The sequence below is a fragment of the Streptomyces mobaraensis NBRC 13819 = DSM 40847 genome, from assembly GCF_017916255.1.
GTDB classification, from domain to species: Bacteria; Actinomycetota; Actinomycetes; order Streptomycetales; family Streptomycetaceae; genus Streptomyces; species Streptomyces mobaraensis.
Genome location: NZ_CP072827.1, coordinates 391,344 through 408,648 on the forward strand (window position 1 = coordinate 391,344; position 17,305 = coordinate 408,648).

Sequence of the window (17,305 nt, forward strand, 5' to 3'; positions counted from 1 at the left end):
GAGACAGCAATGCGTCGTATGCCCACCCTCGTCGTGACCGCCGCGATGGCCGCGGGCGTCGTCTTCACGGCCCTGCCCGCGCAGTCCGCCGTCGCGTCCGGCATCACCTGCAACGTGCCGGAGATGCACCAGCAGATCACCCGGCTGCGGGACCGCGCCAACAGCCAGGACCGCTCCGGCGACCACAGCGGCGCCCGGAACACCCGGGCGGAGGCCGACGCCCTCTGATCCGGCACCAACGGGCCGGGGCGGCGTGCCGCCCCGGCCCCGGCATCAAAGGGCGCTGAGCGACGCCACACCGCGCGCGGCCGGCAGCGGGTCGTGCCGCACCCGCCCGGCGGGCAGCCCCGCCGCCGCGAGCCCCGCCGTCATCGCCCGGACGAGGGTGGGCGGACCGGCGACGAAGGCCGTGCGCCGGGACCAGTCGGCGTGCCGCAGCACCGCGTCGGCGACCGACTCCCAGCAGCCGGGCCCCGGTTCGTCCTCGATCACCGGGACCACCCGCAGCCAGGGCCGGCGCCGGGCCAGGCTCGCCGGGGTCTCGGCGTCGTAGAGGTCGGAGAAGCTGCGCGCACCCAGGAAGAGGTGCACGCCGTGCTGTCCCGCACGGCCCGAGGAGAGCTCCTCCAGCAGCGCCTTCGCGGGGGCCCAGCCGGTGTCCCCGGCCACCAGCAGGACGTCGCCGGCGAGGTCGTCGTCCAGGGTCATCGTGCCGCTCGCCGGGCCCAGGCGCAGCGTGTCGCCGACGCGGGTCCGCGCCACCAGCGCCTCGCTCACTCCCCCGTCGCCGGCCGCCCGGACGTGGAACTCCAGCTCCCCGTCCGGTCGGGGCGCGTTGGCGAACGAGTAGTAGCGCCACGCCTGGGGCACCCGCGGCGACTGGACGGCCGCGTACTGGCCGGCGCGGTAGGCGTAGGGCTCGCCGGTGCGGACCCGCAGCACCGCCACGTCCCGTCGAAGCCGCTCGTGCGCGGTCACCTCGGCCTGCCAGGCGGGCGGTTCACCGAGGGCGGCCTCGGCGCCCTCGACCATCGCGGCCACGGCGAAGCGCAGCATGCGCAGCCACGCCGCCTCCATGGCGTCCGTCCAGCGCGCGCCCGCGGTGCGGCGCAGCGCCTCGCGGAGGGCGGCCTCGAACGCCTCGTAGTGCGCGGGCCGGACGCCCAGCTTGCGGTGGTCGCGGCCGAGGCGCTTGAAGGTGGCGGTCACCTCGTCCGGGTCGTGCAGGTGGTCGATGAGGTAGCGGAAGATCTGCGCCAGATGGCGGCGCTGGAACTCCATGGACTCCGGGAACAGCGACCGCAGATAGGGCCACCGCTGGAAGAGTTCGTCGTAGAGCTCGGCTATCAGCTCGTCGAAGGGGGACACGAGGTCGAGTCCGCGCAGGATCTCCCGCTGGTCGGCCGCGCCGTCGTAGGGGGCCGTGGTCCGGCGCGGCGCGGCGGGGGCCCGCCGCTCGCCCTGGGAGAGCAGTGAGCGGCGGAGCCGCATCGCGTCGTGGCGGGCCAGCAGGCCGTGGTATTCGTCGCCGACGGGGCTCACGGTCAGCACCCCGCCGGACAGTCGCCGCGGCGCGCGTGACGGCCGTGCGGGGGATGGGCCCGGGCGCGCCGTCCCGGCGCGGGGACGTGCGGGCGGGTGGCGGGGGCGCTCCAGTCGTGGCGTGACACGGTGCGGGGACTCCTGTCGGAGGGGTGGTACGGGCCGGCTGCCTGCTGCCGCCGGTCCCGGCCGTCGCGTGGGCGGCGCGCGCCAGTATGGCACCCGGCACCTGTGCCCGAAGGGCCCCGCCCACCAGGGCCGTTCGGCCCTTCCGGGGCGTCGCCTCCACTGTTTTGACGAGGCGTCAGGGGACCCTTGGACCACGGCGGGTCCGTTCGGCCCAGGGTCCGGCCGGGACCGGGCCGCCGATCCTGGGCGCGGGCCGGGAGGAGCCGCCGACCCCGATGGCACCCGGGCTCCTCCCGGTTCCGCGCGTCGTCGGGGCCCGCGCTCCGACCAGGCTCCGCTCCGAGGAGGAACGTCATGTCCCACGCAGTGCCGGCGCTCGGCGTCGTGGTGCTGTGCGCGTCCGGCTGCGTCTGGTACCTGCCGGCCGTCATGGACGTCCGGGCGGGCGGCGACCGGCCACGGTCGCGCCGGCTGGCGGCCACCGCCTGTCTGACGGGCTGGGGGACGACGGCCCTGCTGGCCCCGCTGCTGCTGGCCGGGGCGGCCTGGCCGACGATCGGCGGTGTCGCCGCGGCGGGTGGCGCGGTCTGTGCGGCGCTGCGGTCGCGCGCCCTCGTCGAGCGGCGGCGCGAACGGCGGGAGACGGACCGGCACTGGGCGGTGCTCGGCGGCCCGGCCCCCGGTGAACCCGCCCGCCCCCGGCGGGCGTTCACCGGCTGGCTGCTCGTCGGACTGGCCTCGGCGGTGGCGGTCTTCGCGGCGGTGCTGGCCGGGGGCGCGGCGAGCGGCGCACGGCTCGCGGGCGCGGTGGCCGCCGGCGCGGTCGTCACCCTCGTCTTCCTGGGCCTGGCCGGGGTGCGGGCGCACACGACGGCGCGGCGGGCCTGACGGGGCACGGGGAGACTCCCCGTTCGCCGGACAGCCCGGCGGCCCGCGAGGGACGATGGGGCGTCGGGCGCAGCCAGAGAGGTGACGATATGACTTCCCGCATCGGCGACTCCAAGACCATCGACGCACGGGCCCGCGCGCATCTGGGGTCGAAGGGCCTGCTCCGGTGCCGCACCTGCGGCAGTTCCAAGGTGTCGGTCCACGACCAGGGCACGCTGGGGGTCCTGGTGATGTGCCAGGCGGAGGGCTGCCTCGGGGTGCACACCGTCTTCCAGAGCTGAGGGGCTTTCAGAGCCGAGGGACGACGAAGGCGGCCCCGCCGTGAGCGGCGGGGCCTTGTCGTCGGTGCGGTGGTGCGGGCGGGCCGGGGCCCGTCCGGCGGAGGTCAGTGACGGATCGCCGCCACCTGTCGCCGCTGCTCCTGCAACTGCTGCGCGGTGACCACGTCCGCCGCCTTGGCCGGCCGGTCCGCCTTCACCCCGGCCTCCGGGGCCGGCGGCGTGGCGCAGGCGACGTCCGTGCCCGTCGTGTAGACGCCGTCCTTCTTGGCCTGGCCGCCCTGGTACTCGTAGTAGACGTACGAGTAGAGGTCGATCCGCCGGCTGGGGCCGCAGGCCGAGTCGGCGGCGATGGTGTAGGTCAGCTTGACCGTGCGGGTGGCGCCCGGGATGACGGGCACGTTGTAGCGGACGACGCCGGTCTGGCCGTTGACGTCGCACTGGACGGCCTCACCGGTGCAGGACTTGAAGGTGTACTTCAGCCCGGGGTCCTGCGAGGTGGCCCAGGTCGGCTGGATCGACTGGTACACGAACTGGGTGTTCGTGGTCTGGTCGTTGGTGAAGGTCATGGTGAGGGTGACCGTGGAGCCGGGGGTCGCCGACGGCTTGTCGGCGGTGATGGTCATGGCCGGCGCGGCGGCCGCCGAGGCCGGCTGCTGGACCAGGCCGGGCAGGCCGATGCCGAGGGCGAGGAGACCGGAGAGACCGAGGCGTCTGCGTGTTGTAGGGCGCATGGCGGAGGAGAGTAGACAGCCGTGTCTCCCGTGACTGCACCGCCCGAAAGGGATCGGCCACGCTCCGGCGGGGGTGTGTGACTCGCGGTGCTGGTGCGGCACCGAATGCCGCGCGTGGACTGGTGTGCGAGTTGGCCGGGAAATGACGGACGGAGGGGGACGGGGAGGGTCGGAACGGGACGTTCCACACCGCCACCCGGCCGTTTCACCCTGCCGCCCGGCCGTCTCACCCCACCTTCCGCAGCCGCTCCGGCGTCGCCGTGCGGAGGAACGGCGGGACGGTCGCCGCCACGGCCACCGCGAAGACCAGGAAGGCGACCCGGTCCCCGAAGCCCTGGGCCAGCAGCCCCGCCGCACCCGCCCCCAGGGGCATCGCGCCCCAGCTGAGCAGCCGGTGGGCGCCGCTGTAGCGGCCCATCATCGCGTCCGGAACGAGGTGCTGGCCGATCAGCCGGGCGTTGACGGTCCACAGGGTGCCGCCGAACCCGCCGAGGAACGCCGCGCCGGCCACGGCCCACGGGCTGCCGGTCAGCCCCGGTACGGCCACCATCAGGAAGGTGGTGACCAGGTCCGCGAGGAGGGCCCGGCGCCGGCCGAGCAGCCGGTTGACGCGGGTGACGGTGAGCGCGCCGGTCAGTCCGCCGAGCCCGAGGGCACTGACCATGATCCCGTAGTCGCCGGCCGACAGGCCCATGCGCCCGGTGGCGACCACCGGCATCAGGGCCGTCCAAGCGCCCCAGCTCGTGCAGAGCACGGTGAGGGTGAGGGACATGGTCCGCAGCAGCGGCTCCCGCCACAGGAACCGCAGTCCGTCCCGGATCTCCCGGTGCACGTCCGGCCGCGGACCGTCGGCGGGGCCGGACGGTACGGACCCGGCGGCCCGGAACGAGCCGGCGAGCAGCAGGAGCAGACCGCTGCCCGCCGCGTAGGCGATCCAGACGGAGCCGAGGGCGACGCCCGTGCCGGCGGCCAGCAGGAGGCCGCCGGCGAAGGGGCCGCCGAACTCGTTGGCGGCCGTCTCCGCCCCGGCGATCCACGCGTTCACCCGTTCCCGGCGGGGCGGGGGCACCAGGGCGGGGACGAGCGCCGCCGCCGCCGTGAGCGCGAGGACCTCGGCGACGCCCAGGACGAGGGCGGCGCAGAGGAGGACGGCGATGCCCGCCCGGCCGGCGGCCACCGTCGCGGCGAGCACGCCGACGGCGAGCAGCCGCATGCCGTCCGCGATCCACAGCAGCCGCCGCCGGTCGGCCCGGTCGGCCAGGACGCCGATGTGCAGCGCCGTCAGCAGCCACGGCAGCGTCAGCGCCAGGGAGACCGCCGAGACGAGCGCCGGGGACGCCGTCAGCCGGGTCGCCAGCAGCGGGAGGACGACCTTGGTGACGCCGTCCGCGAGGTTGGTGACGACGGTGAACACCGGCAGCACGACGGAGTTGCGGTTCCCGGCGGACGGCCCCTCCGCCGCCCGCCCTTCGACGACGGCATCCCGCACCACACTCACGATTAACCCCCTATGACCAATGACCGGTTAGCGGCGAGACCGGAGCCTGGCACGAGTGACGACGGCCCGTCAACCGGTGACAGCGATAGCCGGTTAAGCTGTGGGCGGGAGGTACGAGATGCGCGAAGCACCGCCGGCGGCCCTGCTGATCGAGGCGTTCGTCAACACCGTCGACGTCGAGCAGGGGACCGACGACCTGTCCGGCCCCGCCGAACTGGCCGCCTGGTTCCGCGAGCACGGGCTCCCGGCCGGGGATCCGGCGCCCGGCGCCGAGGACCACCGCCTCGCCCTGGCCCTGCGCGCGGGCCTCCGCGAGGAACTGGGCGTCCACGTCGGCGACTCCGCCGACCCCCGGTTCGTCGAGGCCGCCGAGGCGGCGCTGGCGGCCCTGCCGTTGCGGGCCGTCCTCCGCCCCGGCGACACGGGCGCCGCCCTGGTCCCCGACCCCGGGGAGCCTCCGGCGCGGCGGGCGCTGGGCGCCCTGGCCGCCGCCTGGAGCGAACTCGCCGTCACCGGCGAGGCGGCCCGGCTCAAGCGCTGCGCGGAGCACGGCTGTGCCTGGGTCTTCTGGGACACGTCCAAGAACCGCAGCCGCCGCTGGTGCTCGATGCGGGTCTGCGGCAACCGCGCCAAGGCCCGCCGCTACGCGGCCCGGCAGGCCGCCGGCACCCTGGACTAGGGTGACCGGGTGAAAGCGACAGGAGCAGGGGTGCGGGGCGAACATGCGGGTCGCGCCCCTGGGCCTCGTGCCCGGCCTCTCCCCCGAACAACGCTCCGGTGCCGCCCAGTTGCAGTCCGGACTCACCCACGGGCACCCCGCCGCCCTCGCGGCGAGCGACCTGACCGCCTACGCGGTGCACGTGCTGGCGCAGGGCGCCCGGCCGGCGGAACTGTGCGGGCTGCTGCGGTCGTACGCCGACGAGAACCGCACCCGCTACCACGAGCGGTGGCTCGGCGACCTCTGGCGGTACGCCCACGACGCCTCCCCCGAGGCGTTCGCCGCGCGGGGCTGGGACACCTGCCTCGCGGCGCTCGACCGGCTGGAGGAGGCCCTGCGCGCTCCCGACCCGGAGGCCGATCCGTGCCTGGCGACGGGAGCGGGCTGGATCGCGGAAGAGGCCCTGGCGAGCGGGCTGTTCTGCTTCCTCCTCTTCCCCGACGAGCCGCTCACGGCCGTACGGAGGGCGGCGTGCAGCTCGGGCGACTCCGACTCCATCGCCTGCCTCACCGGCGCGTTCGCCGGCGCCCACCTCGGCGCCGGGGCCTGGCCCGCGGAGTGGACCGGCCGGCTGGAACACCGGGACGAACTGCTGGCCTTCGGCGCCGCGTGGGACGGCTGAGCAGCCCCGGGGCGCGTAGGGGCCGGCCGACCGGGTCCGGCCCCCGGCGCGGCCGGGGGGCTGGACGAGTCCGGGCGGGCCGGGCGAGTTCAGGCGGGCCCGTGTCGGCGTCGGCGCCCGTGCCTGTGCCTGTGTCGGGGCCTGTACGTGTGTCGGTGCCCGCGTCGGTTGTCGGCTTGGGTGTAGGTATCGGCTTACGGTAGGTAATCGGTTTGGGCAATCGGTGTCGGCTTGGCTATCGGTGTCAGCCGGGGTCCGGCAGGCCCGCGATGGCTCGTAGCGCGGCGAGGTGCCGCCGGTAGCCGGACCGCCCCTCGTCGGTGAGGGAGAGCCAGGTGCGGGCCCGCCGGCCCACCCGCCCCTTGGCCACCGCGACCCAGCCTGCCTCCTCCAGGGCCGCGGCCTGCTTCGAGAGCACCGAGTCGGTGATCTCCACCAGGTCGCGCACATAGCCGAACTCGGCCTTGTCTACGGACGCGAGGGCCGCCACGATCGACAGCCGCACGGGCGACGAGAGCAGCGGCGCCAGTGCGTGCCGCGGGTGCCGGCCCCGGGCGGCGGGGCTCGCAGAACTCTCAGGACTCTCAAGGCTCACCGTCGTATCCCCCGCAGGGCGCCGACGGCCGGTGGCAGGGCGCAGGCCACAGCCGCCACGACGGCAAGCGGGACGTTGCCCTTCAAGACGGTCGTGCCGAGAACCACCGTGCCGGTGTACAGAGCGGCCCAGGTGCCGATGACGGTCAGGTGCGTGCGCGCGAAGTGCCGGGGGACGACCGGCTGCCGCCCGGCGTACCACGAAAGAACGCCGACGAGCGCCGCGTTGAGGGCACCGACCACGGCCGCCGCGGCCGGTCCGTGCCAGAGGACGACCGCGGGCACGAGGAGCGGCTGCCAGCCCGCGAAGATCCACAGGTAGGCGGCGTACCAGCCGCCGCGCCGCCGAGCGGCCGTCTCGAAGCGCTGGACGCCGAGCAATCGGGCGGCGGCTTGGGTGTGTTCGGACATGGTTCCCCCCTTGTCGGTCCGGCCGGACGGGCGATCGCACCCGATCCGTTCCTTGCCAGCATGGCAGATACTTTCCACTTTGGAAAGTAATAAACACAGGCCGACCGACAATCCGCCGCGGCCACCTGACGCGGTGTTGATCTCCCCTCCCCTACGCTGAACGGCGCGCCGACGCCGGGCAGTTCACCGGCGTCCCGAGGAGGGGAGAAGCGGAATGACCAGTGCCGCACAGCCGGCTCTCTGGCGGCGGGTGGGGGTGGTCGCGGCCCTGATGGTCGCCGCCTTCACCTTCAACACGGCGGAGAACCTGCCGATCGGGCTGCTCACGCTGCTGTCGGACGATCTGGGCACCTCGCTCGGGGCCGTCGGGATCCTGGTCACCGGCTACGGCGTGACGGTGGCCGTCGCCTCCCTTCCGCTGGCCCACGCCACGCGGTCCGTCCCCCGCCGCCACCTGCTCACCGCGCTGCTCGCGGCGCTGGCGGCGGCGAACGCGGTCGCCGCCGTCGTCCCCTCCTACGCGCTGATGTTCACCGCGCGCGTGGTGACGGCGCTCGCCCAGGCGCTGTTCTGGGCGGTGATGGGGCCGGTGGCCGTCGGCCTGTTCCCCGAGCGGGTGCGCGGGCGGGTGCTCGGGGTGCTGTCCGTGGCCGGGTCGCTCGCCATGGTGCTGGGCGTCCCGGCCGGCACCTGGCTGGGCCGGCACTACGGCCGCGAGGCGCCGTTCGCCGTCCTGGCGGGCGCGGCGGCGGTCTCCATGCTCCTGGTCGCCGCCCTGCTGCCCGCCACCCGGCCCGAGGAGGGGCACGGCTCGCGCGGCACGCGCCCGGACCGGCGCCGCTTCGCGGTCGTCCTGGCCACCACGGCCCTGTCCGTGACGGGTGCCTTCGCCGGGTACACCTACGTGGTCGAGTTCCTGGGCGAGGTCGGCGGCTTCTCCGACGACTCCGTCAGCGCCCTGCTCACCGTGCCGGGTGTGGCGGGCGTCATCGGGGTGTCCGTCGCCGGTCCGCTGCTGGACCGATACCCGCGCGCCACCCTGGCCGTCCCGGTCGCCACACAGGCGGCCGGCATGCTGGGGCTGTACGCGTTCGGCGACCGGCAGGCGGCGGCCGTGGCCTTCCTGGCGGTGCTCGGCGCCTCGCTGGGACCGGTGTTCATGGCGACGCAGGCCCGGGTCCTGGAGTCCGCCCCCGGCCGTACGGAGGTCGCCCTGGCCGCGAACTCCGGGGCGTTCAACGCGGGGGTGGCCGTCGGGGCCCTGCTCGGCGGCGCGCTGCTGCCCCTGGCGGGGGTGCGCGGCACGTTCCTCGCGGGCGGCCTGCTGACCCTGGCGGCGCTGACGGCCCTGCTGGGCGAACGGCTGCTGCCGGCCGCCGCGCCGCGCGGTCCGGCGATCTCGTCCTGAACGGCCAGACTCCTCCTGAACGGCGGGGCTCGTCCCGCACTGGCAGGCCGCCCCGAACCGTCAGGCACGCCCCGCACGCCCGGCCACCCCGAACCGCCGGGCACGCCGCCCCGCACACCCGGCCACCCCGAACCGCCAGGCACGCCCCACACCGCCAAGCCACCCCGAACCGCCAGGCACGCCCCACACCGCCAAGCCACCCCGAACCGTCAGGCTCGCCCCGCACCGCCAGGCCACCACCCCGAACGGCCGCGCGCCGAAAGCCCCGCCGCGGAAAACGGCGTGCCCGCGGCCGGTCCGGGCACCAGGCTGGCGGTATGCACGACGGCAGAACAGTACGGGTCTCCAAGTACCTCTCGAAGCACCTGCGTCACGAGCCCGGGCGCATCGGCCTCCGGCTCGACGCGGCGGGCTGGGTGCGGATCGACGAGCTCCTGGCCGCTGCCGCCGCCCACGGCTTCCCGTTCACCCGCGAGGAGCTGGTCCACGTCGTGGCCGTCGACGACAAACGGCGGTTCGCCGTGGACGGGGAGCGGATCCGGGCCCGGCAGGGGCATTCGGTGCCGGTGGACCTGGCCCTGCCGCCCGCCGAGCCGCCGCCGTACCTGTACCACGGCACCGTGGCGCGCTTCCTGCCCGCGATCCGCGCCGAGGGCCTGCGCCCCATGAACCGCCATCACGTGCACCTCTCGCCGGACCGCGAGACCGCCACCCGGGTGGGCGCCCGGCGCGGCCGTCCCGTCGTCCTCGCCGTCGACAGCGGCGCCATGCGCGCCGCCGGGCACGTCTTCCACGTCACCGGCAACGGGGTGTGGCTGACGGCCGCGGTCCCCGCCCGCTACCTGCGCTTCCGGTCCGGTGGCGGGACGGGTGGCGGGGAGGGCGGGAAGGGGGCGGCCGGGCGGTCGTGAGAGCGGCGCGGCCCCGCGCCCCCGGCAGGATGCGGTCTGATTCGGCGGCCGGTGACCGGGCAAGTGATGTGCTGTGGTCATCCCTGTGCACGACGTGAATCCGGTGCGGCGCACCCCGTGGGTGACGTACGCGCTCGTCCTCGTCAACGTCGTGGTCTTCCTGCGCACCCCCGGCGTGACCGGCTCGGTGACCGGTGACAGCGGCCTCGCGGACCTCTGCCGCCTCCACGCCTTCCTCGACCGGTGGGGGGCCGTGCCGCGCGAGCTGGTGCACGCCCGGCTGCCGGGGCTGGTGCCCACCGGGGAGGTGGGTGTGGGGCCGGCCGGCCCGGGGTGCCTGGTCGGGCCGCCCGCGTACGACAAGTCGCCGCCGCTGTCCGTGCTGACCGCGATGTTCCTGCACGGCAGCTGGTTGCACCTGCTCGGCAACATGCTCTTCTTATGGATCTTCGGGGACAACGTCGAGGACCGTCTCGGCCATGTGCGGTACCTGCTGTTCTACGGCTTCTGCGGTTACGCCGCCGCCTACGGGTTCGCGCTGGCCGACACCGACTCCGGCACCCCGCTCATCGGCGCCTCGGGCGCCATCGCCGGGGTGCTCGGCGCCTACCTCGTCCTGTTCCCCCGGGCGAGGGTCTGGGTACTGGTGCCGTTCCTGCTCTTCCTGCCCCTGCGCCTGCCCTCCTGGGTGGTCCTCGGGCTGTGGTTCGTCCTCCAGGCGGTGTACTCCTACGGCGCGGGCGTCTCCGACGCCGCGAACGTGGCGTACCTGGCACACGTGGTCGGCTTCGTCACGGGAATGCTGCTCGCCTGGCCGCTGCGGCGGGGAGCGCCTCCTCCGCCCGAACCACCGGGGCCGCGGTGGGGCCGGGGTGTCCGGCCCGGCACGCCGTGGCGGATCCAGCGGATCCAGGTGTATCGATCACGAGCCATGCCCGCGTACCGGGCCGGCCTCTAGAGCTGGGTGGCACCGCCGTCGACGAGCAGCTCCGCACCCGTGGTGCAGGAGCTCTGGTCTCCGGCCAGGTAGAGGGCGGTGGCGGCGACCTCGTCGGGGCGGCCGAGGCGGCCGAGGGGAGTCGGTGCGGCGGGCTCGGCCGCCGCGGACCGGTCGTCCCGCGGGAACGCGGCCCGCAGTTCGTCACCGCCGGGAGTCCCGACCGGGCCGGGAGTGAGGGCGTTGTCCCGGATCCGACGGCCGGCCAGTTCGGCGGCCCAGGTACGGGCGAGGCTGCGGATCGCGGCCTTGGTGGCGGCGTAGACACCGAGGCCCGGGACGGCGCGCAGGGCCGCGCTGGAGGAGAGCAGGATCACCGAGGCACCGTCCGGCAGCAGCGGCAGGGCCTTTTGGACGGTGAAGACCGTGCCTTTGAGGTTGACGGAGGTGGTGCGTTCGTACTGCTCCTCGGTGATCTCGCCGAGGGGGCCGTAGTCCCCGACACCGGCGTTGGCGACGACGACGTCGAGGCGCCCGCTGCGCTCCTCGATCTCGGCGAACAGCCGGTCGAGGTCGTCGAGCCGCGACACGTCGCCCCGGATACCGATTCCGCGGTCGCCGACCCGCCTGACGGCGGCGTCCAGTTCGGCCTCGCGGCGGCCGGTCAGGTAGACCGTCGCTCCCTCGTCGGCGAACCGGCGCGCGATGGCCAGGCCGATGCCGGTCGAGGCGCCGGTCACCAGGGCGATCTTGTCGTCCAGCTGTCCCATGGGGTTCTCCGTATCCTTGAGGTAACCGTTTCTGTTACATGAACGGGCGCGGGAAACCGCCGCTTGCGCGACCGGAGGTCAGGCCGGGCTCAGGAAGCTTTGAGCACGTCCCGGAGAACGTCCTCCAGCGTGGTCCTCGCCAACTCCTCGCGGAGGACGGCCTCGATCCCTTCGTAGACGGAGGTCAGCGCCGGTCCGATGCCGCGGCCCACGACGCACTGGGGGTCGGGAGACGAGCGGTGCAGCGCGAAAAGCGGCCCCGGTTCGACCACTTCGTGGACATCGAGCAGGGTGATCGCCTCCAGGTCCCGCGAAAGCGTCCAGCCGGCACCGGCGCCCCGCCGCGAGTCGACGAGGCGTGCTCGGCGGAGCTCGGACAGGAGGCGGCGGATCACCACCGGATTGGTGTCGACGCTCGTCGCGATCTGCTCGGAGGTGGCCACTTCATGACCACGGCGCTGGTACAGCCCGATCCACGTCAGGGCATGCGCCGCGATGGTCAGTCTGCTGTTGGCGCTCACGTCGCCCTCCTCACCTCCCTCAAGCCCCGCCGCGCGGTCGTAACCGTAGTTATGACATTCACCGGCGGCAAGACTGCCCCGGCGTTGCCGATTCCGGCCGCGCGCGGCCGTCCAGGGCGTCCGCGCGCGGCGGTCGCCCCTGTTCACAGGCCCGGCCGCGCCCGTCCCCACGTGCGGCGGGACCGGCCCGAAGACCGGTCGCTGGCCGGAGCCGCGCCCGGTCGCGCGAGAAAATACCAGCGCGGGCGGGCCCGACGGGTCCAGGATGAACTCCGGCGCCCGGCACGGGGGTACGGGCGCCCGCGAGGACCGAACGGCCCGGCCGGGTGCCGCACGCTTCCCGGCCGGGCCGCGGACGGCGGACGGGCGCGCGTGCGGCGCCTCGGCTGCGTCACCTCGCCCCGCCGTCGTACGGGCAGGGAACGCGCGCCGCCCACCGGATCGCGGTCTGGCCCCGCACGCTGATTGGGGGCCGCGGGGTGCGCTCCGCTAGCCTGAGCGGCACGATGAAGCGTTTTTCCACGTCATGGGGCACATTCGACCTCGCCCGCTTTCCCGAGGACCCGCGCGACCGGCTGTTCGCCTGGGACGCCGCCGACGAGTACCTGCTGCGGCACCTCGCGGGCGGGGACGACGGCCCGGTGGACCTGTCGGGCGACGTGGTCGTCGTCGGCGACCGCTGGGGCGCCCTGGTCACGGCCCTCGCCGCGCACCGCCCCACGCAGATCACGGACTCCTTCCTGACCCAGCAGGCGACCCGGGTAAACCTGGACCGCAACGGCGTCCCGGCGGATTCGGTACGGCTGCTGTCCACGCGGGACACCCCGCCGGAGCGGATCGACGTCCTGCTGGTCCGGGTACCCAAGAGCCTGGCCCTGCTGGAGGACCAGCTGCGCCGGCTGGCGCCCGCCGTGCACGCGGGGACGACGGTCGTCGGTACGGGCAAGGTCACCGAGATCCACACCTCGACGCTGAAGCTGTTCGAGGACGTCCTCGGGCCGACGCGGACGTCGCTCGCGGTCAAGAAGGCCCGGCTGATCTTCTGCTCGCCGGACCCGGGGCTCGTGCGGCGGCCCAGCCCCTGGCCGATCGAGCACACCCTGGGCCCGGACGCCGGGCCGGCCGCCGGGCTGACCGTGGTCAACCACGCGGGCGTGTTCTGCGCGGACCGCCTCGACATCGGCACCCGCTTCTTCCTCAACCACCTCCCCCGGCGGCGGGGCGGCGGGCGCGTGGTGGACCTCGGCTGCGGCAACGGCGTGCTGGGCACGGCCGCCGCGGTGGCCGACCCGGACGCCCAGGTGCTGTTCACGGACGAGTCGCACCAGGCCGTCGCCTCCGCACGGGCCACCTTCCGGGCGAACGCCGGGGAGGGGCGGACGGCCGAGTTCGTCGTGGGCGACGCGCTGTCGGCGGTGGCCCCCGGCTCGGTGGACCTGGTGCTCAACAACCCGCCCTTCCACTCGCACCAGGCCACGACCGACACCACGGCCTGGCGGATGTTCACCGGCGCGCGGCGGGCGCTGCGCCCGGGCGGGGAGCTGTGGGTCGTCGGCAACCGGCATCTCGGGTACCACGTCAAGCTGCGCCGGATCTTCGGCAACTGCGAAGTGGTGGCGGGCGACCCGAAGTTCGTGGTGCTGCGGGCCGTGAAGCGGTAGCGCCTGACGGCGCGTTCGGGGCGGGCGTACCGGGCGCCGACGGGCCGGCCGGCACACCGCCGGTGTCCGGTCTCGGCCCGGCCGTCGGCCGGCCCTCCGGGGGTACGCCCCGCCCTTTCACCGTTTCCCGCGGGAGGGCCCGCGCCCCCGCGAGCGACTTCGCCGCTCGTCAGCCCGGCAGCGCCACCTCCTCCACCCTCGGCAGGATCAGCGCCCCGGTGACGATCATGAGGACGCCGACGGCCTCCGGGATCAGCCACCAGCCGGTGCGGACGTGTTCCTCGTACACCATGAGCCCCAGCGTGAGGCTGACGAGCGCGTCCCCGAGGGTGAGGGCGGGCTGGGAGGCGAGCAACGGCCCGGACTCCATGGCGTTGGAGAGCAGGAAGAGGGAGACCGCCCCGGCGGCGGCGAAGGCGTACGTCTGCCAGCAGGTGAGGAAGGCGCCCGCGCCGTGCCGGGCGAAGGTGGTGGCGGCGTCCTTCATCAGCGCGGCGGTCAGGGCGTAGCCGACGGCCGCCGCCGCGCCGAAGAGGGCGGCCCGCGCCTTGCCCCGGGGGCGCGGCAGGGCGGCCACGACGCAGCCGGCCATCGCCGCGGCGGCGGCCGTCAGCGCGGCCAGCCAGCGGGCGGTGCCGACGTGGACGTGTTCCCCGGTCGGCGCGGCGGCGGCCAGCGCCAGCCCCAGCCCGGCGGCGACCAGCAGGATCGCCGCCCAGCCGTACGCCGGCAGCCGGCGGCGGAAGACGGTGCCGGCGATCAGCAGCGCGAACGGGAGCTCGCTGACGAAGATGGGCTGCACCAGCGAGAGGGATCCCAGGGAGAGCGCGAGCGCCTGGAAGACCGCGGCGCAGAGGACGGCGCCGATGCCGGCGAACCAGGCGGGGTGCCGCAGCAGGTCACGGACCAGGCGGAGGCTGAAGGCGTCGGCCTTCGGGACGGTTCGGGCCGCCAGCCGCTGGAGCACCACGGCGGTGGCGTTGCTGACGGCGGCCAGTACGGCGAACAGCAGCGTGAGGACGTCTGCCACGTGTCGCTCCCCTCCTGTCCGGGCGGCGGGCGGTCGCTTGCGTCACGTGCGTCACGGTGGCAGAGCACACCACCCCACCGGCCCCGCGGCGCCCCCCGGAACCCGGTCGTCACACGATCAGTCGATCCGACGCATGCCCCAGGACGGCCGGTTGCGCGCTTGCGCCCGGCGCGGCCCGGCACGGAAGGTGACGGGGCCGGGCGCACCCGCCCGGCAGGCGCTTGCCGAGGAGGGCAGTGTGATCCACATCAGTGAGACCCTGGCGCTCCAGACGGTCGAGGACTTCCTGGACGCGGAGGAGCGGGCGCGGCTGGCCAAGTTCGTGGACGCCGACCCCGTCGCGTCCCGCCGTCCGGTGCGGCAGGCGGAGGTGGTGCCCGCCCCGGCCGGAGCCGGGGAGATCCTGCGCCGGGCGACGGAACGGGCGCTGCCCGCGATCCGGCGGGCGCTCCCGTCGGTGCGGGACGCGGGCCCCTGGGGTTACACCGAGCTCTGGCCGGGGGACGCGGTCCCCACGCACCTCGACGGGATCCCGTCCCCCGGCACCGCCCCGCGCCGGATCGGGCGGATCGGGGTGTCGGTCGCCGACGCGGACGAGGGCGGGCTGTTCTACGTCGAGACGACGTCCAGCGGCGCGCCCTGGACGGGTGCGGTGGCCGGTGAGACCGAGGGCTTCGCCCCGGGCACGCCCCTCACCCGCTGCCTCCCCCACCAGCCGGCCGGGCGCGGGCACGCGGCCGAGGCGGGCTGGTTGTCCCGTACGCCCACGACCCGTTGGACGACGGCCGCTCCGGCGGGGGTGGCGGTCGCCTACGGGTCCCAGCTGATCCACGGGGTGACTCCCGTGACGCGCGGCCGGCTCCGGAAGTTCGTCGCGGATCTGCTCGCGTGAGAACGGCGGCGGGGCAGACGGCCGACCGTGCCGCCCGCCTGCCGCGCGGGCGTCGGGGTGGCCGCGACGGCAGGCGGCCGGACGACGGTACCCCGATCACGCCTTGACGGCGGCACCGTCCCGGGCGGGCTCCGTCTCGCTCGCCGCGGTCCGGGTCGGGGGCTGCGGCGGGGTGGGGCGGACGAGGGCCAGGGTGAGGAGGCCGCCCAGGACCGCGGCGGCGGCGGACCACAGGAAGACGGACTGGAGGCCGTCGGCGAAGGCGCGGTGGACCAGTTCCCCGGCCGTGCCCCGGTGCGCCTCCGGCGCGGCGGCGACGAGGCGCCGGGCCTGACCGCCGGCGAGGGCGGAGGCGGCGCCGTGCGGGTCCGGGACGGCGCCGGAGAGGTCGCCGCGGGCGGCGTGGGTGAAGACGGCGCCGAGGACGGCGATGGCGAGGCTGGTGCCGAGCTGGCGGAAGGTGTTGACCGCGCCGGCGGCCATGCCCATGCGCTGCGGCGGCACGCTGCCGGTCGCGGCCGAGACCAGCACCGGTGTCGCCAGGCCGACGCCGACGCCCGCGACGGCGAGCCCGAGGACCAGGGCCGAGCGGCCGGCGTCGGCGGACATCGCGGTGTACAGCAGGTACATGCCGAGGGCGACGAGCAGCAGGCCGACGCCGATGGGCAGGCGCGGCGCGATCCGCTGGGTGTACCGGCCGGCGAGGGCGGCCACGAGGAAGGAGGCCACGGCCATCGGCGTCAGGGCGAGGCCGCTCTCCACCGGGCCGAGGCCGAGCACGGACTGCAGCCATATGGAGACGAGGACGAGGCCGCCGAACGCGCCGCCCTGGAACAGCAGCGCGCCGCCCATCAGGCCGGCGAACGACGGCCGGCGGAGCAGGGCCAGGTCGAGCATGGGAACCTCGCCCCGGCGCCCGGCGCGGGTCTCGGCGAGGACGAACCCGACGAGGGCGGCGGCCGCGACGGCGAACGAGGTGAGGACGGTGGCCGACGTCCAGCCGGACTCGGCGCTGCGGATGAATCCGTAGGTCAGGGCCGCCGCGGCGAGGGTGAAGGTGACGGCACCGGGGACGTCGACCCGGGTGCGCCGGGCGCCGGCGGCGCGCGGCCGGTCGGCGCGGACGACGCGGAGGGTGAGCAGCACGGCCGCCGCGGCGATCGGCAGGTTGACCAGGAAGATCGCTTCCCAGCCGATGTGCTCGGTGAGCAGGCCGCCGAGGATGGGTCCGGCCGCCGCGGCGGCGCCGTTGACGGCGCCCCAGATCCCGAACGCCGTGCCCCGGTCCCGGCCCTGGTAGGTGGCGCCGAGCAGGGCCGCCGAGGTCGCGAACATCGCGGCGCCGCCGGCGCCCTGCACCGCGCGGGCGGCGACCAGGACGCCGGCGTCGGGGGCGAGTCCACAGCCCAGGGAGGCCAGGGCGAACAGCGTGAGGCCGATGACGTAGAGCCGGCGGTGGCCGAACAGGTCGGCCAGCGAGCCGGCGACGAGCAGCAGCGCGGCCAGGGACAGGGCGTAGGCGTCGACCACCCACTGGAGGGACGAGAAGGTGGCGTCGAGGTCGTCCCCCATCTCCGGCAGGGCGACGTTCACGATGGTGACGTCCACCAGCAGGATGAAGGCGCCCAGGCTCACCGCCACCAAGGGCCACCACTTGCGCATGATCACTCCGTTTCCTCCGGGCCGCGGAGCGGTCTCCGCGTCACCCGCGCCGCAACCATCCGCCGGAACACCCTCCTCGCACAGCCAGGACCGCGTCGG

General features: G+C 75.3%; 18 protein-coding genes and 1 pseudogene. 10 read left to right on the forward strand and 9 right to left on the reverse strand.

Annotated features, from left to right (window positions below; genetic code table 11):
* Positions 1-9 precede the first annotated feature (9 nt).
* Positions 10-228 carry a hypothetical protein gene (locus J7W19_RS01400; RefSeq protein WP_040888641.1) on the forward strand — a complete coding sequence of 73 codons (219 nt, stop codon included), beginning with the start codon at positions 10-12 and terminating at the stop codon, positions 226-228.
* Between the two features lie 45 nt (positions 229-273).
* Here J7W19_RS01400 and J7W19_RS01405 read toward each other — a convergent pair whose 3' ends face one another.
* Complete coding sequence (locus J7W19_RS01405) at positions 274-1,551, reverse strand: globin domain-containing protein (protein WP_004941377.1); 1,278 nt, start codon at positions 1,549-1,551, stop codon at positions 274-276.
* A gap of 474 nt (positions 1,552-2,025) precedes the next feature.
* Here J7W19_RS01405 and J7W19_RS01410 point away from each other — a divergent pair, with 474 nt between their 5' ends.
* Positions 2,026-2,559, forward strand: a complete 534-nt coding sequence (locus J7W19_RS01410) for a hypothetical protein (protein WP_004941379.1) — start codon at positions 2,026-2,028, stop codon at positions 2,557-2,559.
* An 89-nt stretch (positions 2,560-2,648) separates the two neighbouring features.
* Positions 2,649-2,840, forward strand: a complete 192-nt coding sequence (locus J7W19_RS01415; RefSeq protein WP_004941380.1) for a hypothetical protein — start codon at positions 2,649-2,651, stop codon at positions 2,838-2,840.
* A 104-nt stretch (positions 2,841-2,944) separates the two neighbouring features.
* Here J7W19_RS01415 and J7W19_RS01420 read toward each other — a convergent pair whose 3' ends face one another.
* On the reverse strand, positions 2,945-3,571 hold the full coding sequence (locus J7W19_RS01420) for a hypothetical protein (RefSeq protein ID WP_004941382.1): 627 nt from the start codon (positions 3,569-3,571) through the stop codon (positions 2,945-2,947).
* Positions 3,572-3,797: 226 nt separating this feature from the next.
* A complete protein-coding gene (locus J7W19_RS01425; protein WP_004941383.1) occupies positions 3,798-5,063 on the reverse strand; it encodes an MFS transporter in 1,266 nt (421 codons plus the stop codon).
* A gap of 124 nt (positions 5,064-5,187) precedes the next feature.
* Between J7W19_RS01425 and J7W19_RS01430 the strand changes: the two genes are divergently transcribed.
* The gene (locus tag J7W19_RS01430; RefSeq protein ID WP_004941385.1) at positions 5,188-5,748 is read left to right on the forward strand and encodes a CGNR zinc finger domain-containing protein; all 561 of its coding nucleotides are present in this window, start codon (positions 5,188-5,190) and stop codon (positions 5,746-5,748) included.
* A gap of 25 nt (positions 5,749-5,773) precedes the next feature.
* Positions 5,774-6,409, forward strand: a pseudogene (locus J7W19_RS01435) (ADP-ribosylglycohydrolase family protein); the annotation flags it as partial.
* A 244-nt stretch (positions 6,410-6,653) separates the two neighbouring features.
* Here J7W19_RS01435 and J7W19_RS01440 read toward each other — a convergent pair.
* Together J7W19_RS01440 and J7W19_RS01445 are read right to left on the reverse strand one after the other, a co-directional pair.
* Complete coding sequence (locus tag J7W19_RS01440; protein ID WP_040888632.1) at positions 6,654-7,004, reverse strand: winged helix-turn-helix domain-containing protein; 351 nt, start codon at positions 7,002-7,004, stop codon at positions 6,654-6,656.
* The gene (locus J7W19_RS01445; protein WP_004941391.1) at positions 7,001-7,414 is read right to left on the reverse strand and encodes a hypothetical protein; all 414 of its coding nucleotides are present in this window, start codon (positions 7,412-7,414) and stop codon (positions 7,001-7,003) included. Before J7W19_RS01445 ends, J7W19_RS01440 begins: the two co-directional genes overlap by 4 nt.
* A 214-nt stretch (positions 7,415-7,628) precedes the next feature.
* On the opposite strand from J7W19_RS01445, the gene J7W19_RS01450 reads away from it, so the two are divergent.
* The 3 genes from J7W19_RS01450 (at position 7,629) to J7W19_RS01460 (ending at position 10,691) form a co-directional block, all read left to right on the forward strand.
* A complete protein-coding gene (locus J7W19_RS01450; RefSeq protein WP_004941393.1) occupies positions 7,629-8,822 on the forward strand; it encodes an MFS transporter in 1,194 nt (397 codons plus the stop codon).
* A gap of 317 nt (positions 8,823-9,139) precedes the next feature.
* Entirely contained in the window at positions 9,140-9,733 is a 594-nt protein-coding gene (locus tag J7W19_RS01455) for an RNA 2'-phosphotransferase (protein WP_004941396.1), read from the forward strand.
* A 73-nt stretch (positions 9,734-9,806) separates the two neighbouring features.
* Positions 9,807-10,691, forward strand: a complete 885-nt coding sequence (locus J7W19_RS01460) for a rhomboid family intramembrane serine protease (RefSeq protein WP_078587814.1) — start codon at positions 9,807-9,809, stop codon at positions 10,689-10,691.
* On the opposite strand, the gene J7W19_RS01465 is transcribed toward J7W19_RS01460, so the two are convergent.
* Together J7W19_RS01465 and J7W19_RS01470 are read right to left on the reverse strand one after the other, a co-directional pair.
* Complete coding sequence (locus J7W19_RS01465) at positions 10,688-11,440, reverse strand: SDR family NAD(P)-dependent oxidoreductase (protein ID WP_004941399.1); 753 nt, start codon at positions 11,438-11,440, stop codon at positions 10,688-10,690. The genes J7W19_RS01460 and J7W19_RS01465 overlap by 4 nt on opposite strands.
* Before the next feature lie 89 nt (positions 11,441-11,529).
* Positions 11,530-11,961: an Rrf2 family transcriptional regulator gene (locus tag J7W19_RS01470; protein WP_004941401.1), complete on the reverse strand. Its 432-nt coding sequence runs from the start codon at positions 11,959-11,961 to the stop codon at positions 11,530-11,532.
* A 506-nt stretch (positions 11,962-12,467) separates the two neighbouring features.
* Here J7W19_RS01470 and J7W19_RS01475 point away from each other — a divergent pair.
* Entirely contained in the window at positions 12,468-13,622 is a 1,155-nt protein-coding gene (locus J7W19_RS01475) for a methyltransferase (RefSeq protein WP_004941402.1), read from the forward strand.
* A 169-nt stretch (positions 13,623-13,791) separates the two neighbouring features.
* Here J7W19_RS01475 and J7W19_RS01480 read toward each other — a convergent pair whose 3' ends face one another.
* Positions 13,792-14,652, reverse strand: a complete 861-nt coding sequence (locus tag J7W19_RS01480; RefSeq protein ID WP_004941405.1) for a DMT family transporter — start codon at positions 14,650-14,652, stop codon at positions 13,792-13,794.
* Positions 14,653-14,890: 238 nt separating this feature from the next.
* On the opposite strand from J7W19_RS01480, the gene J7W19_RS01485 reads away from it, so the two are divergent.
* Positions 14,891-15,544 carry a hypothetical protein gene (locus J7W19_RS01485; RefSeq protein WP_004941407.1) on the forward strand — a complete coding sequence of 218 codons (654 nt, stop codon included), beginning with the start codon at positions 14,891-14,893 and terminating at the stop codon, positions 15,542-15,544.
* 96 nt (positions 15,545-15,640) lie between these two features.
* Here J7W19_RS01485 and J7W19_RS01490 read toward each other — a convergent pair whose 3' ends face one another.
* Complete coding sequence (locus J7W19_RS01490) at positions 15,641-17,206, reverse strand: MFS transporter (protein WP_040888659.1); 1,566 nt, start codon at positions 17,204-17,206, stop codon at positions 15,641-15,643.
* Between the last annotated feature and the right edge of the window lie 99 nt (positions 17,207-17,305).